The 13,748-nt window shown below is 65.2% G+C and carries 11 protein-coding genes; 5 read left to right on the top strand and 6 right to left on the bottom strand.

Annotation, left to right across the window (positions count from 1 at the left end):
- Nucleotides 1-765: 765 nt before the first annotated feature.
- The 3 genes from A3CU_RS52825 (at nucleotide 766) to A3CU_RS0129285 (ending at nucleotide 3,244) form a co-directional block, all read left to right on the top strand.
- Nucleotides 766-1,527: a hypothetical protein gene (locus A3CU_RS52825; protein ID WP_156960612.1), complete on the top strand. Its 762-nt coding sequence runs from the start codon at nucleotides 766-768 to the stop codon at nucleotides 1,525-1,527.
- Between the two features lie 327 nt (nucleotides 1,528-1,854).
- The gene (locus A3CU_RS0129290; protein ID WP_027945279.1) at nucleotides 1,855-2,034 is read left to right on the top strand and encodes a hypothetical protein; all 180 of its coding nucleotides are present in this window, start codon (nucleotides 1,855-1,857) and stop codon (nucleotides 2,032-2,034) included.
- Nucleotides 2,035-2,344: 310 nt separating this feature from the next.
- Nucleotides 2,345-3,244 carry a hypothetical protein gene (locus A3CU_RS0129285; protein WP_156960611.1) on the top strand — a complete coding sequence of 300 codons (900 nt, stop codon included), beginning with the start codon at nucleotides 2,345-2,347 and terminating at the stop codon, nucleotides 3,242-3,244.
- Between the two features lie 514 nt (nucleotides 3,245-3,758).
- On the opposite strand, the gene A3CU_RS0129280 is transcribed toward A3CU_RS0129285, so the two are convergent.
- Nucleotides 3,759-4,517 carry a DUF2637 domain-containing protein gene (locus A3CU_RS0129280; protein WP_027945277.1) on the bottom strand — a complete coding sequence of 253 codons (759 nt, stop codon included), beginning with the start codon at nucleotides 4,515-4,517 and terminating at the stop codon, nucleotides 3,759-3,761.
- Between the two features lie 412 nt (nucleotides 4,518-4,929).
- The gene (locus A3CU_RS0129270) at nucleotides 4,930-5,874 is read right to left on the bottom strand and encodes a tetratricopeptide repeat protein (protein ID WP_027945276.1); all 945 of its coding nucleotides are present in this window, start codon (nucleotides 5,872-5,874) and stop codon (nucleotides 4,930-4,932) included.
- Nucleotides 5,875-5,941: 67 nt separating this feature from the next.
- Here A3CU_RS0129270 and A3CU_RS0129265 point away from each other — a divergent pair, with 67 nt between their 5' ends.
- Nucleotides 5,942-8,266: a helicase-associated domain-containing protein gene (locus A3CU_RS0129265; protein ID WP_027945275.1), complete on the top strand. Its 2,325-nt coding sequence runs from the start codon at nucleotides 5,942-5,944 to the stop codon at nucleotides 8,264-8,266.
- A gap of 629 nt (nucleotides 8,267-8,895) precedes the next feature.
- Here A3CU_RS0129265 and A3CU_RS52820 read toward each other — a convergent pair.
- The 3 genes from A3CU_RS52820 to A3CU_RS0129255 form a co-directional block, all read right to left on the bottom strand.
- On the bottom strand, nucleotides 8,896-9,186 hold the full coding sequence (locus A3CU_RS52820; protein WP_156960610.1) for a hypothetical protein: 291 nt from the start codon (nucleotides 9,184-9,186) through the stop codon (nucleotides 8,896-8,898).
- A 187-nt stretch (nucleotides 9,187-9,373) separates the two neighbouring features.
- Nucleotides 9,374-9,529: a hypothetical protein gene (locus tag A3CU_RS53665; RefSeq protein ID WP_169739707.1), complete on the bottom strand. Its 156-nt coding sequence runs from the start codon at nucleotides 9,527-9,529 to the stop codon at nucleotides 9,374-9,376.
- Complete coding sequence (locus A3CU_RS0129255; RefSeq protein WP_027945274.1) at nucleotides 9,530-10,366, bottom strand: class E sortase; 837 nt, start codon at nucleotides 10,364-10,366, stop codon at nucleotides 9,530-9,532. It abuts the gene before it with no gap.
- Between the two features lie 218 nt (nucleotides 10,367-10,584).
- Here A3CU_RS0129255 and A3CU_RS0129250 point away from each other — a divergent pair, with 218 nt between their 5' ends.
- Nucleotides 10,585-11,139: a DUF2020 domain-containing protein gene (locus A3CU_RS0129250; protein ID WP_027945273.1), complete on the top strand. Its 555-nt coding sequence runs from the start codon at nucleotides 10,585-10,587 to the stop codon at nucleotides 11,137-11,139.
- A gap of 135 nt (nucleotides 11,140-11,274) precedes the next feature.
- Here the strand turns inward: A3CU_RS0129250 and A3CU_RS0129245 are convergent, their stop codons facing one another.
- A complete protein-coding gene (locus A3CU_RS0129245) occupies nucleotides 11,275-13,707 on the bottom strand; it encodes an SdrD B-like domain-containing protein (RefSeq protein ID WP_245617402.1) in 2,433 nt (810 codons plus the stop codon).
- Nucleotides 13,708-13,748: the final 41 nt, after the last annotated feature.

The raw sequence follows: 13,748 nt of genomic DNA, 5'->3' as shown, positions 1-13,748 counted from the left end.
GGAGAATCTGGCGTTCGGTCCACTACGGGCGTAAGACTCGCCGACCACAGCGATTGACGCTGGCGATCCGGTCTAGGTCCAGACCGGTCGAGATGCCCTTGGCGCGCTCGATCTAGTAGTACGCCACATCTTCCGCTCGGCAGTCGCCTCCTGCTGCTGAGACTTGCCCGAGACCATCGCGAGAGGCAGCGGCATCGGCGTGAACACCGGCCGCCGATCACGAGTTCCAGAGCATCGCTCAGCAGCGGTTGTTACTCGTCTTCGATTTCGTTGAATCGCTGGTCGAGGTGATCTGGCGGCCGTTTCTGCTGCGGTCCGCCACCGCGTCCGGTTGGCGGGACCATGACGAGGCGGCGACATGACTCTGCTGGGTCGAGGATGAATACGCATGGTGTAACATGCTGTTTGGCTGAAACGCCCTCGGTGTGCAAGGCGCCGAGGCCGCTGCGGACGACCCAGGCAGTCCGCTCGGCGGCATGAGCATGTGGGTCATGCCCTTGCATCTGTCAGATTGGTGTCGTCGGCATAGCTGACGCGTGTCATTGTGCTGCGCCTGGGGCAGCTTGGAGACGCGCGATGGCAACGAACTCCGGACGGCGTAGGTTGGCGCAGGCCCGTGCCCAGTACAGCTACGAGCCGGCATGGGCCGCTGAGGGTGGCATTGCTCGGGACTCAATGGGTTTTGACCGATGCACGGCTCGACAGCATCAGTTCCGAGCGCTTATGGCATTGCTGCTACTGAACAATCCCAACACGCCTCGGTGTATGGTCGAGCCCGATGACCACCGGGTCATCATGGACTGCGGCGTGTCTCGACTCATGTACTACTCTGTGGCATTCTCTGCACAATATGACGACTTTGTGATTTTGTCCAACATTCCTGGCCATATTGTGCAGCCTGTGATCGACCGATCCAAGCATGAATGGACTCATGGGGTACCAGGGTTGCGACGAGAAAGTCTCGACGAGAAAAATGGGTGGCTGTTATTCCGTCACCTACCCACGGGGGCATTCCTGCGATTCCGCTACTGCAACTGGCATCATCCTGCGCACAAGAAGCCGAGGTCCCTGGAAACTGTCCACTTCTGGGAGACGCGTTGCGAAACACCGGTGACCGCCGAGGAAGAAAGGACACTCAAGACTATTCCTCAGATGCATCCCGACAGTGAGCGCTTGCTGTCAGGCTTGACAGCTCGGTTGTGGCTGTTCAGCAAGGGTGAGGGGTGGGCTGTAAGCGGCCTTATTTGGAATAATATTCCGCGGAGGCGGATTGACGATGGCGGTTACTCGTTTACTTATCTGTGGGGAGATGGTATAGATTGGGTTCTTCGTTGGGGCGGTTCCGGTTCAGTCCCAGCCGCTGATGTTGCTCGTGCCTTGGTTCACGAACGGGTTGGGATAGAGGGCGCGTCGTCGTTCCGCGTTAACGCTAACCGTTGGGAGGTGCGTCTCGGTGTCGCCAGGATTGCACTTGAGTACCGCTCCCACGAACGCCGTCAAGATTGTAACTGTGGAGAGATGGCGTGAGACAGCGCGCGGGCAAGGGTTTTATCGTGCGAAACTCTGGCCAAGACTGTACCCAGGAACCCGAAACGCCGAATCATCGGAGGAATTCGCCATCGGTGCGATGGGGTACCAGATTCAGTGGCATCCATGAGGTTCAGTCGGAACCGCGCTCATGGCGTGGACTGCTCGATCGAATTCTTGGCGATTCAGCCCGATTCTGGCGGGCCCTCCTGATGTCAGTGGTTCTCGGTGCACTTCTGTTGGCCATACTGACAGTCGGGGCTCACTGGGTTGGTGCGACGCTGGGCGGGACAGGGCTTGGCGCGCTAATCGGGCTTCACGCACGGCGTGGCCGACCTCGATGAAGCAACGCGAATCGCTACCCGCCTGACCGGCGCAGGCATCCGCCGACTCCGCCTCGACGATCTCGACCGCCACCACGGCCGGCTCACCGTCCCCCGACCCGGCCGCCCCCACACCGTCTACATCGACGAGTACACCCTCAACCTCGCCACCGCCTGGCTGTAGGAACGCGCCTGACGCTGGTCCCGCACCACCAACCGCCACCTGCTGATCACCCATCCCAGCTCAGAGCACCATTCTTCCTCTCAAGCCCCCAGCCACACCTCGTCGCCACGAAAGCCCCGGGTTAGGGTGTCACGCCATGCGCCACCGTGATCAACGTCAACCGCCCAGGCGGACGTCCTTGCGTATCCAGGCTGACAACCTGCGAATGCGCCGCAAACCGATACCGCACCGGAGCATCACACCCGATGCTCGACCTGCCAACCGCTGGACCGTCTCAGCGGGATGGGCCACGTTGACTACTTTCCTGTTCGTGGTGACTGCCGCAATCGGTGCAACATCATGGTGGCTGTATCAGGAAGGGCGACCGGGCATGCCCGTACCGGGCCCGTTCGACGACGAGGCCTCGCGGGGTCTGATTTTTGTATCCGGGCCGAGCGGGGCCAAGATCTCGGCCACGCTCACCTTCTCTGGTGACGCGCTCAACGAGGCTGCGTTGACGCTATGGACGGACAACCCGCGCAACGACGATCCGATCGCGGTTCAAGTCAACCTCTACAACCGCGCGTTGATCACTCAAAACGACACTGAATCGACCGGCTTCGACTTTTTTGAGACCGAACACGATCCCTCGTCCTCGTACGATCGGCAGGTCGGTGTGGTCAACCTCGTCCGGTCGACGGCAAGCAGCACCACCTCTAGCTGTGGGACCAGCGAGTTCTGGGGAACCCGACTGGCTCGTTCGGTGTGTCTTCACTTTCGCGAAAAACTGCTAGCCAAAGACCGGGCCAGAATCGCCGGATCACTGCCCACGCTTTTCTGGCCACTGGCCTGCCCCCGACCAGCGGGGGCGAAAGGCATTGAGAACCACACGGAAATCCTGGGGTTCAATCCCGCTCTCGCCACCGTGAATAACACTTGCGCAACCGCCAATCCTGTCGCTGACCTGCCAGGGGTTCGCGTCCGCGTGGATGCCAAGCGGGAACCGGTTCGCATCGACTTCGCCTCGCCGCCGCCCTCGGACGCGGGGAAGCTGGTGTGGGACTCCGAACAGGGTGGCGGTGAAGCTGTCGACGTCAGCTACGCCCTGCTCTCCGAGGAAGCACTCAGGCAGAACTACCAGTTCCTGTCGGGCGTGCTCATCGGCATCGCCGCAGCGGTCTTCCCGTTCGTCGTACAGACAGCAGGCCGAATACGTCGTGTTCGCGGTTAGCGCTGAACGAGCCCGGCTGCTCGCTGTCAGCATTCGGTATTCTGACGAGCTTGCCTGATCCGCAGAAGAATCCAGCGACTAACCAAACTCCGGGGTCAGTTTTCAGGTTCTGGGGGGCTTCAGGGAAAGCGTGCCAGAACCAGTTTTCACGCGCGGTCGACATCGTCGATGTAATAGGGCCGTCCACTTCGACGTGCAGGAAGCGGCACCGCAACAGCCCCGTCTATGCCAGTGGATAGTCGCCGGACGGACCGACCGGACCAGCATCAGCCTCCGGGGCAGATACGGACGCCCCCGGTCGTGCCGCCTTGCACCACAGCGAGACTTATGAAATAGACCCCAGAAGGGCGGCGCAAGCTCGGAATCCGCGCGAAGCATTCGGGTGGAGTGGGTTAGTCAGGCCGCGTCATGGCGTAACCCCTGTCTTCGCCTCGCAGGCCGTCCGTGTATTGGCCGGATCGGTGAGGAGCAGCACCCCGTCGGACCACGGCCCTTGGGTGCGGCCGTACCGGGATTACATAACGATACCCTCTGAGGAAGAGGCCGATCGCTGGCGAGCTGACCCAACGGCGGATTTGTGCGCGCCGTTGCCGTGGCTGACTACGGTGGCAGGAAGCTGTCCAGTCTCTCGCCACCGCCGAACCAGTCGGCGGCCGTAGTTGTTCGTGCCCGCAACCCGGTCCAGCTCCGCGCCAGTCGGCGTGCGTCCCTTGGACCGCTCACTCACGTAGTACGCCCACATTCGTTGCTCGGCGGTCGGCTCCGTTGACGGGCGAGAGTCATCCGAGACCACCGCGAGACGCGTGACCGGAGCCGTCTCGTCACCGGTTTCGCAAGTCTCACCGGTCTCGATCGCTTTCTCGGCACGGTGGCGCTTGAGCGCCCGGTTGAGCAGTTCAACCGCCAGCAGTAGCGCCAGCGGCGGGCAGGCCGCGACCGCCACGGCGAACACGCTCAATTCGGGCGCTGCGGCGATGTTGGCGCACAGGGAGAGGCAGATCCCGAGCGCGAAGGCCAACCAAGCGGCCCAGAGACCCCCACTACCGCGCCCACGGCCAGTCTTCCACAACTCGACCGTTGCTGTGGTCAGCAACCCGTCGACTATCAAAGGCCAGATCATGGCCGTGGTCTGATCCGCGCCGAACCTCACCGCGAACTCCCGACCGTGCCGGTAGGAGGCGTAAGCGGCGCCGAGCGCGACCAGACCCGTGCAGGCACACTGCACCCACAGCGCGCGGTCCTGCCGCACGGAAGGGGCAGCCGTGGTGCTCATCGCAACACACCTCCCGCCGAGTGCTGCTCATGACAGCACCCGAGGCAGGCGAACACCTGCGAGCCGGTGGCCGAGCGACCCACTGGCACATTCGGGACACGGACGCACAGGTAGTTGGCACTGCACCGCACGCAGGCCAGACCATCGGCCTGCAACAACGTCAAACCGGCGATGATCGAGTCGTGGCTCATCGGGCACCACCCGCTGCGGGGCGACGAGTACCCACCGGGCGGATCGTGATCTCAGGCCCCTCGACCAGCACTTCGCGGTTCGTATGCTGATGCGTTAGGCCCACCGACGCGTCCTGGCCTGCGGTTTCCGGGCCCGGGTTTGTCATTGTGCGAACCGTCCGCGCCGAGAGCGTGATGCTTGCGTTACCGGGGCAGCGTGAGATCAGGACTTGGTGGTTCGGTCAGTCGAGATGGGGAAGGCCGCAGCATTTCTTGTATTTCGCCCTCGACCCACACCAGCACGGTGCGTTGCGTGCTGGTGGCCAGGAGATCGCTCCGCCTTCGGCGACGATCTCCTGCATGCAACCGCCGCGGGTCGCTTCGTCTGTGGGATCACCACCGGCGCGGGCGGCGAACTGGGTCAACTTGGCGACGGTGAGCGGCACCATGGTGATCCGGGCGACGCCGGCGTCGGACAGTTCACGGTTTGCCAGTTCGCGATCGCGGACCATGGAGTCGGCGTCGGTGTGCTGCACCACCTGGGGCCAGGTCTCGTGCGCGCGGCGCAGTTCGTCGCGAGGCCAGAACAGGACGCGTATTTCTCGGGGAGTGGGCCCAGGGCCGGTCAGTGCGTCGGAGATCTCCTCCGGGTCGTTGAAGACAGGACGCTGGGCAGGCGTGGCCACGGACTCGTCAAGTTCGTCCGCGGGTAGCCCCAGTGCGCTCCTGACCCGTCGCCGGCCCGCCAGGATGTTGTTGGCGTAGGAGAAAGCGCCGAACTCACCGCGTTGCTGGGCCATCTCTTGCTCGGTGAGCCGTGCAACGGCCATGTTGAACCAGGTCAGCGCCTCGTCCAGGTCGTCGCGCGACTCGACCAGTTCGGCTGCCAAATGGTAGGGCGCGGGCGAGGAGGGCCGTTCCCGCCGAAGCGCGTCGAGTTGCGCACGCGCCTCGTCGACCCGGTCGAGGTCGAACAGGACGTCGGCGAGCATGACTCGGGCACTGCCGCTGTCCTCCCCACCCAGGGCGAGGACTTCGGTCAGCAATTCGATCGCCCGCTCGTGATCGCCAGCTCGACGCCATGACTCGGCGGCTTCGATGAGGATCTCGCCACGCTCGTCCGGGAAGTCGTCGACCTGCGCTTCCAGTTCGCGAGCGATTTCCGCTGCTTCGGTGTCGGTGGGCACGTCGGCAACTTAGCCCGGTACACGCCCGGCTTGGGCACCGCCCTCGCGGTTCGGCAGAATGCGGCTCGTGGAGACCGGTTCGTTCGCCGAGTACTTGGCAGGCCTGGACAAGGCGGCATTGCTCCACCTGCTGCGGATACGCCCGGACGTGCGAGTCGAGCCGGTCCCCAGAGGCTTCGCACAGCTCGCCGAGCGGCTGGGCGGGACGGATTCGCTGGTCTCCGCGCTGCGAATGGTGAACCGCGACTGTGTTGTGGTCGGCCAGGCCGTCGCCGCCTTGGGGCCGGCGGCGACCGTGCCCGGTGTGGCGCGCCTCCTGGATGTTCCGGAAGCGACCGTGCGGAACCTGGTGGCCGATCTGCGCGGTCGCGGACTGGCCTGGACGGCCTCGGGCACGGTGCGGCTGCCGGAACGGCTGGCGGCACACTGGTCCGCCGAGGTCGGCGGCGGACGGCCGGTCGCGACGGTCGCGCGGTCCGTACTGGTGGAGGACCTGCGTGCCGCGGCGGGGGCCCTGGGCGTCGACGTGGACGGGCTGCGCAAACCGGAACTAACCGCGCGACTGGCGCAGGCGCTGGCGGACGCTTCGACGGTGGCGAAGATCGTGGCAAGGCTGCCCAAGCCGGTACGCGCCCGACTTGACCAGCTGCGTCATGGTTCCGGTGTGGACTACGCGGGCTATGGCGTGTCCCGTGCCGGCGCCGACCCGAATCGTCTACTGGCTGCGGTCGGCTTGGCGTTGCGCGTCAACGGTCGCTGGGAGTTGCCTCAGGAGGTTGCGGTCGCGGCGTGGCTGGCCGAGCGGGAGGCGCCACTGACCGGTGCGCCGGACATGCCACCGGCTGTAGCGGCACCTACGGAGGTGCTCGCCACCGCGCAGGCGGCTGCACAGGACACGCTGCGTGCGGTGACCACTTTGCTGGACGAAGCGCGTTCGGCACCGATCGGCGCGCTGAAGAAGGGCGGAGTCGGCCCGCGGGAACGGTCACGACTGGCCACCCGCCTCGCATTGCCCGCCGACGTTGTGCTGCTGACCATCGATCTCGCCCATGCCGCCGGGCTGCTCGGGCTGGTGGACTCCGGCTATGTACCCACAAGCGCGTACTCAGCGTGGCGTGACGCCGAACCGAGCCACCGGTGGGCCGCGTTGGTCACTACCTGGTTCGAACTGGAACACGCGCCCACCAGCCGAGAAATTCAGGGTGACAAGGAACTGCCACCGCCATTGCCGCTCACCTCCGGTGCGGGAATGATCCGGCGCGCGTTGCTGCGGGCCGCACGCGGCGGTCGGGCGGTGGACGCCGTGGGGAAGCACATCGACTGGTTCTGTCCGCTGCACGGCTATGAAGGCACGCAATCCGACGAGAAGGTGGCCGCCGCCGTTCGCGAAGGACAGCTGCTGGGGGTGCTGGCCGCCGATGTCCTGACCGACTGCGGCGAGCACCTGATATCCGTGGCCGACGACGACCCCGCCGACCCGGTGCAAGACCTGACCGACCGGGTAGCACCACTGTTCCCGGAGAGGCCGTGCACGGTGGTCCTGCAATCGGACCTGACGGCAGTGGTGTCCGGGCAACCGACCGTTGCGGTATCAAGGCTGCTGGGGGATTCGGCGGTGTGCGAAACCCGCGGGACGGCGAGTGTCTGGCGGTTCACCCCCGAGCGCATCCGGCACGCCTTGGACGGCGGGTGGACGGCCGACAGCCTGCTGGCCGAACTCGCGGTGCTGTCCGCCCGGCCGCTGCCGCAGCCGCTGGAGTACCTCATCGCCGACGTCGCCCGCAAGCACGGGCTGGTCCGGGTCCGCGGCATGCGCTCGTGCGTTCTGGCTGACGAGGCGACCGTGACCGAAATCCTGCACACCCGGGGACTGACCAAGCTCCAACTGGCCCAGCTCGCGCCCACCGTCCTGTCCAGTCCATACGAACTGGACGAGGTCCTGACCAAACTACGCGCCGCGGGGTTCGCCCCGGTCGCCGAAGACACCCAGGGCGCCGTCATCGTCGAAGACCGCCACGACCATGAAGCCCCGGTGACGACCAGGCCGACACGGGCCGCCGTACGCGCTCGGCTCAGCGCCGCCGATCTCGCCGGCCAACTACTCGCCGATCCCCACGGCGAGACCGCCGGCGGTACCGGGGCTTCGGACACCTTCCAACGGCTGGCCGCACTCAACACGCACCTGACCGACGCGGAACTCGCCCTGCTCGCCGACGCTCTGGACCACCAGCGCGACGTGTTGATCATCTACCGGGACAAGAACGGCAGCCGGACACGCCGCGAAATCCGACCCCGCGAACTCTACGGCCGATGGCTGGAATCCTGGTGCCACCTCCGCAACGGAGAACGCGACTTCACCGTCGCCAACATAGAATCCGTCGCCCCGGCATAACGAGCCGAACGGTCGGCCACGGGAAAACGCGTCTCCTCACCCGCCACCGCCTGCTAAACGACGGACACCCACCGCGCGGATCCTAATTTCCGGGCCTTCGACCAGCCCCTCGCGGTTCGTATGCTGATACGTTAGGCCTTGCCTTTCCGGCGTTGCTCACAGGGCTCGTGATGGCATTGAAGAATGTGCGCGCAGACATGGCCTGGTACCGGGAGTGGAAGGCAGTGCGGAAGGCCTTGCTCGTCGAGCCGCCGGAGCAACGCGGGTTTGCGTTGGTACTGCCGACGTAGGACCTGAAGCCGGTCGCGGAATTGCCGGTTGCGGCCTGCTCTGATGCTGATCTCATGGAGATCCTGGAGCAGGGCCACCGCTTTAGCGTACTCGGTGGGTTTCTTGGTGGCAACGCAGATGGCGATCTCGTCCCAAAGGTCCTCGCCGCGGGCCGCCAGTCGCGCAGGAAATCGGCGAGGCCACGCTGGGGCGCGGTCAACTCGGCGAGCCCGGCGGGCACGGGAGGCTCAAGGACTTGTTGCCTGCTGGACAGAAGTGGGCAGTGTGATCGGCTTGGGCCTGATGGCCCCACCGACCCGCCTCACTGAGCCGGACAACCCAATGCCAAATCGAGCGAATTAACTCTTAACGCTTACCTTATCCGCATCAATCTGGATCGTCATTCCGAAGTCGAATTTGACGAGAAGGCGAATAAATCGTCTTTTTTCATGCGGGGGATTCTTGCCGGAAAGTAACATTTTCTCGGCCGTGCTCCCCACCTTCATCGGGCGCGCCTCCGCGTACTCGACATAGTCTTCGACACGAAGAACGGTTCCTTCTTCGCCTTCATTGACCCAAATTTCGGCGCGGGGTCCTTCGAGGGTGATCCCACAATCCGCTCCAGCTCTGACTCGATCCCCAGGCCGCATTGCCTCTCCTCTTGTGATCACTTGACGTAAATACCATAAGCGTTAAAAGACTTTCTCGTTCAGAGTATCATCTCTGGCGACAAGAACAGCCATTTCAAAAGATGTGAGCCATTCGGGTGACCGAACTGGGTGGGCTTACGCGGACATCGCGCGGGAACTCCGCGCGGATGGATCCAGACCAAATACCCTACTGCACCGACACCTTGTTGAACGGCAGCAGCGGGTCCAGCCATGGGAATACCACGAAGAGCAGCAGTGCCGCCACGCCAAGGACCAGCACGATCGCGAGGGCGAGCTTCGCGCCCACCGGCCCGGGCAGGTGCCGCCAGATCCAGCCGTACATCTATCCCTCCCCGAGGGCTTGCAACAACTGCGCGTAGGTCGCGCCGTTCCCCTTCGAGTACCGGTTGGTCAGCACCGCGTGCACGATGAGCCGCTGCCGGTCCGAGAACTGGGGATGGCAAGTGGTCAGCGTGAGCAGCGCGACCTGCTGGGCGGGCGGCAGCACGTCGGCGGGCTTGTGCGGCACCGGAGCGATCACCTGGACCTGGTCCGGGTTCACCACCTCACGGCCCACGGTTTGGCCATAGGGTCCGCCGTCCGGCGTGTTCGTCCGCAGCGTGCTGACCGGCGCGCATTTCGGGTCGCGCCCCTTGCCGGTGCTCCAGGTGGCGATCTCGTCGGCGTAGGGCAGCACGCGGTACACGAAGAAATCGGTCTGGGTCTCGATGACGATCGCGTCACACGAGCTCAGCAGGTCGAGGTCGTTGAACGGCGCCCCCTTGCCGACCCGGTGCCCGGCGACCGCGAAGTTGCCGGGTTCCCCGGGAAGCGCGGTGCCCTTGTAGTGCCCGGGCCCGATGCCCAGTGACTTGTCGTCCGTCCCCTGCTGGATGGTGAAGTGGTAGTCGGCACCGAAGCTGGGAATATAGATCTTGGCGAAGGCCCGGCCGTCGATCAGTTCGGGATGTGGCTGGCGGCCCTTGGCCCAGTCGCCTTCCAAGGTCGAGGCTGCGTCGGCCTGCTTCCCGGCGGAGACCAGGCCGGTCACGTACAACTCGTAGACCACGAACAGCAGGACCACCAAGCCCGCCGTGATCAGCAACTCGCCAAGGGCACGCACAGTCTTCCTGCCACGGCCAGACGACGACCTCGGCGGCGATGTTTGCCTTATCGCCATGCGCGCTCCTAATCAGTTCTGGAAATGAGCCACATCCGGCACACTCCCATCAGCTTGTTCACGTTAACCGTGCAGCTAACGGTGTTCGACCCGATGCGCAGGAAGATACCGCTCGCCGGCCCATCCGCGACCAGGTTCCCCGGTTCGGTGACGACGGCCGGACGCCGGATTGCCTTGAGGGTGTCAGTAGCCGCTCAAGGCGTGGTTCACTGTGCCCGATGCGTCGAGTCGTGCTCGTTCTCGGAACCTTCACCCTGGCCACCACCCTCGCCGCGGCGGCCTGCTCGCAGCGGTCAGGACCGGACACCGCACCGTCCTTGTCCAGCGTGCCGCCGCCGGTCACCACCACCCCGGCCGCCCCGGTGCTGCCGCCCGATCCGCAACCGGTAGCCGCGGGACCGTGTCCCTACCTCGCTACCGACTTCGTCGCCAACGCCAATGGCCAGCGGGTTTCGAAGGTGAAGCTCTCGGCCGACCGCCCACATCCCTCGTGCTTCTTCTATGACCGGGCCGGGAAGCTCCAGTTGACCGTGCGCATCTACGTCGGTGGACCCGCCGTCGCGACCGCTCTGGTGGACCACGCGGCGCCCGTGGACAGCAGCAATCCCGCGACCGAACCCCCCGGCTGGCAGGGCGGATACCAGCAGACCGGCGAAGGTGCGGTCTACGCGGTCGCGAAGCAGGGCGCGGCGATCGTGGTCACCACCGACCAGATGCAGACGGTCAAGGCGAGGACCGTTGCGAAAGAAGCAATTTCCGCTCTCGGCCTCTGACGCAGGCCCATGCGAGGGGTGGACCGTGTGCGGGCCGAGCACCAATCCGGCGGCTGAGTTTCGCCGGCTCGACCTGCTCGGCGGTTTCCTTCCACATTTTGCTCATGGTGATGTCTCCACGATACGTGGGATTTTTCAGCGTTGCTTGGCGCGACGCTTCCGGCTCGCGAACGCCAATGCCGCGCCCGCACCGACGAGCAGGACACCGAGGGCGATCATCCCCGGTAGGCCGGAAACGCCGGTGTAGGCAAGCGAACCCGTGTTCGGGTTGGTCGGAGCCGGCTCGCTAGGCATCGGGGGCGCGGAGGTCGGGGGCGGGGATGTCGGCGGCGAAGAAGGCGGCGGTGCCTGTGGGATGTATACCCCGGCGTCGATCGTGTGATCAACTCCTCCCGGTTCGGCCGGGGCCGTGACAGGTGCGTATCCGTTGCACAGCCGGCCGGAGGTCGGGGGGACCACGTTCGAGTCATGTGCCCGGTCGTCACCGGCGACCGGGAGCGTGAACCGCAGTTCCTCGGCCGGCGGTTGGCTCGGCACCTTGCTGGTGTCCGCGGTACACACGTCGAACTGCACGGTGTACTTCGCGCCCGGCGTCAGCTCGTAGGAGGCGCCGACACCACCGAAGTAGTACTCGCCGGCGGCATTGGTCTTGGTCGTGGCGACCTGCTTACCGCTGGCGTCCAACAGGTTGATCGTCGCACCCGGGAGCGGCACCTGTCCGGCGTCCTGGATCCCGTTGTGGTCGCCGTCGAACCACACCAGGTTGCCGATCTGGATCGGCGCGTTCGCCGCCGCATAGGCGATATCGCCGAGCCCGCCGGCCTTACCGAATCCGTTCTCGTGCTGACCGACGAACTCGTAGGCGTTGGCGGCCGGATTGTTACCAGGGCCCGCGCCGGTCGTGATGTTGTAGTAACCGGTTCCGGAGGTTTCGATGTTGACGGTCGGGTCGAACTCCGTGCTGACGACCCATTGCTGCTGCGGAATGTAGGCCACCGCCCCGAGTGCGGTTTCCTGGTGCCCGCTGGCAAAGAAGTCGCCCGGGAAGTATTCGACGACACCACTGCCCTCGCCGTCGTCGTTGGCGGGCGTCGCGTGGTTGGGGCAGTTTCCGGTGCCTTCCCACGAGTATCCACCGTCAGGATTGGCGCAGGCCATGTTGATGTCACCACCGGACATGCCGAGTTCCGGGGTGTTGTCGCCCGGCCGAGGATCCAGTCCACTCGCACTGAGAACGTCCATGAACCGGTCGTGGAAACCCAGGATCATCGAACCGTCACGGGCGAAGGCGAGGCTGGCCAACTCCGGCTGCGGATCGATGAAGGCGCCGATACCCCCCGGGCGGAAGCTGTCCCAGGTCGACAGGTTGGTGTTCCACGGGTTCCAGTGGTTGTTCTGTCCCTCGCTCGGGGCACCGACAAAGACGGCACCGCGCTCGAAAGTAAGCGGCTGGGTCAGCACCGTGCGGAATTGCTTGCCGTCGTAGGTGTAGACAACAGCCTTCAGGTCTGCTCGGTCCTGCGTACTCTCCGCGGAACACACGCCACCGACGTAGAGCGTGTTGTCGTGCGTGGCCAGCCCGAACGGCCGCCAGTCGGTGGGCGCCGCGCAACCCGGGTCCGGGATCGGCACCATCGCCTTGGGCAACAACGCCGTGTCCCCGGTCGCATCGAAGCTCACCAGGGTCCGGGTGAGCAGGTTCACCGCGTACAGCGTCGAGCCGTCTTCCGACAGGGCCAGCCCACCGATGCTCTCCTTACCCGGCGCATTGGTGAACCCGGGGTCCTTCAGCATGTTCGCGGTGTCGTGTGGCGTCACCGTGGCGAGCGGCACTTTCGCGAACAGGGTCGGCGCGCTTCCGCCGTCGGCCGGCACGGTGTAGATGGCGTCACCGCCATCCGGCCCATACAGGGCGAACCGCCGGGCGAACTCGCTCTGGAACAGTCGGTGCCGGTACTTGTCGTAGGCCAGCCCGAACGTCGTGCCCACCTGAGCTTGCGTGTCGATCGTGGTCGGGCACGCCACGTCGGTGGGACACGTACCCCGGTTGTTCGTCCCGAAGGCCACCAATGCCCGGGTGTCGGTCCCGTTGGCACCATTCTGGATCGGCACGAAATACCGGGTATCCGGCAGCGCATAGTCGGCCGCGTCCCAGACTCCGGTGATCACCGAGGCGTTCTTGCCGCCGGACACGTCGACGAACGTGGTGAAGCTGTCGAAGTGGTTGGCCGCGACCGAGGCCGGCGCCGCCCGCAAATAGTTGCTGTAGGGCGCCGGGACAGTGACATCGACGCGGTACTTGCCGCCGGTCAGCACGGTCGACGCCGACACCACGACCTTTCCGGTGTCATCCGTGATGCCGGTGACGTGATGGCCGGCGGGGTCGGCGACGTCAACGTTCATGCCCCGCTGTGGCACGTCCATGGTGGCGTTGATCACGCCGGTGCCGAAGAAGTCCCGCAGTACCTCGACCGTCAGTGTGCCGTCAGCCGCCACAGCGTCGGCCGTACCCGCCATCGGGCCTATCGCGCTGCCTACCAGCAACAGCCCGGACAACGCCACGCGCACCAGCCGGGCCGTACGTTTCCCGGCTGTCCGGCTGAGTCTTC

It is taken from the genome of Amycolatopsis taiwanensis DSM 45107 (assembly GCF_000519205.1).
Lineage (GTDB): Bacteria > Actinomycetota > Actinomycetes > Mycobacteriales > Pseudonocardiaceae > Amycolatopsis_E > Amycolatopsis_E taiwanensis.
The sequence above is the reverse complement of the archived record's forward strand: the minus strand, read 5'-3'. Positions and strand labels throughout refer to the sequence as shown.

Excerpts from the sequence above, each read along its gene's own strand:
- A3CU_RS52825 (WP_156960612.1), top strand. The coding sequence starts at position 766 with ATGGTCGAGCCCGATGACCACCGGGTCATCATGGACTGCGGCGTGTCT.
- A3CU_RS0129280 (WP_027945277.1), bottom strand. The coding sequence starts at position 4,517 with ATGAGCACCACGGCTGCCCCTTCCGTGCGGCAGGACCGCGCGCTGTGG.
- A3CU_RS52820 (WP_156960610.1), bottom strand. The coding sequence starts at position 9,186 with ATGCGGCCTGGGGATCGAGTCAGAGCTGGAGCGGATTGTGGGATCACC.
- A3CU_RS53665 (WP_169739707.1), bottom strand. The coding sequence starts at position 9,529 with ATGTACGGCTGGATCTGGCGGCACCTGCCCGGGCCGGTGGGCGCGAAG.
- A3CU_RS0129255 (WP_027945274.1), bottom strand. The coding sequence starts at position 10,366 with ATGGCGATAAGGCAAACATCGCCGCCGAGGTCGTCGTCTGGCCGTGGC.
- A3CU_RS0129250 (WP_027945273.1), top strand. The coding sequence starts at position 10,585 with ATGCGTCGAGTCGTGCTCGTTCTCGGAACCTTCACCCTGGCCACCACC.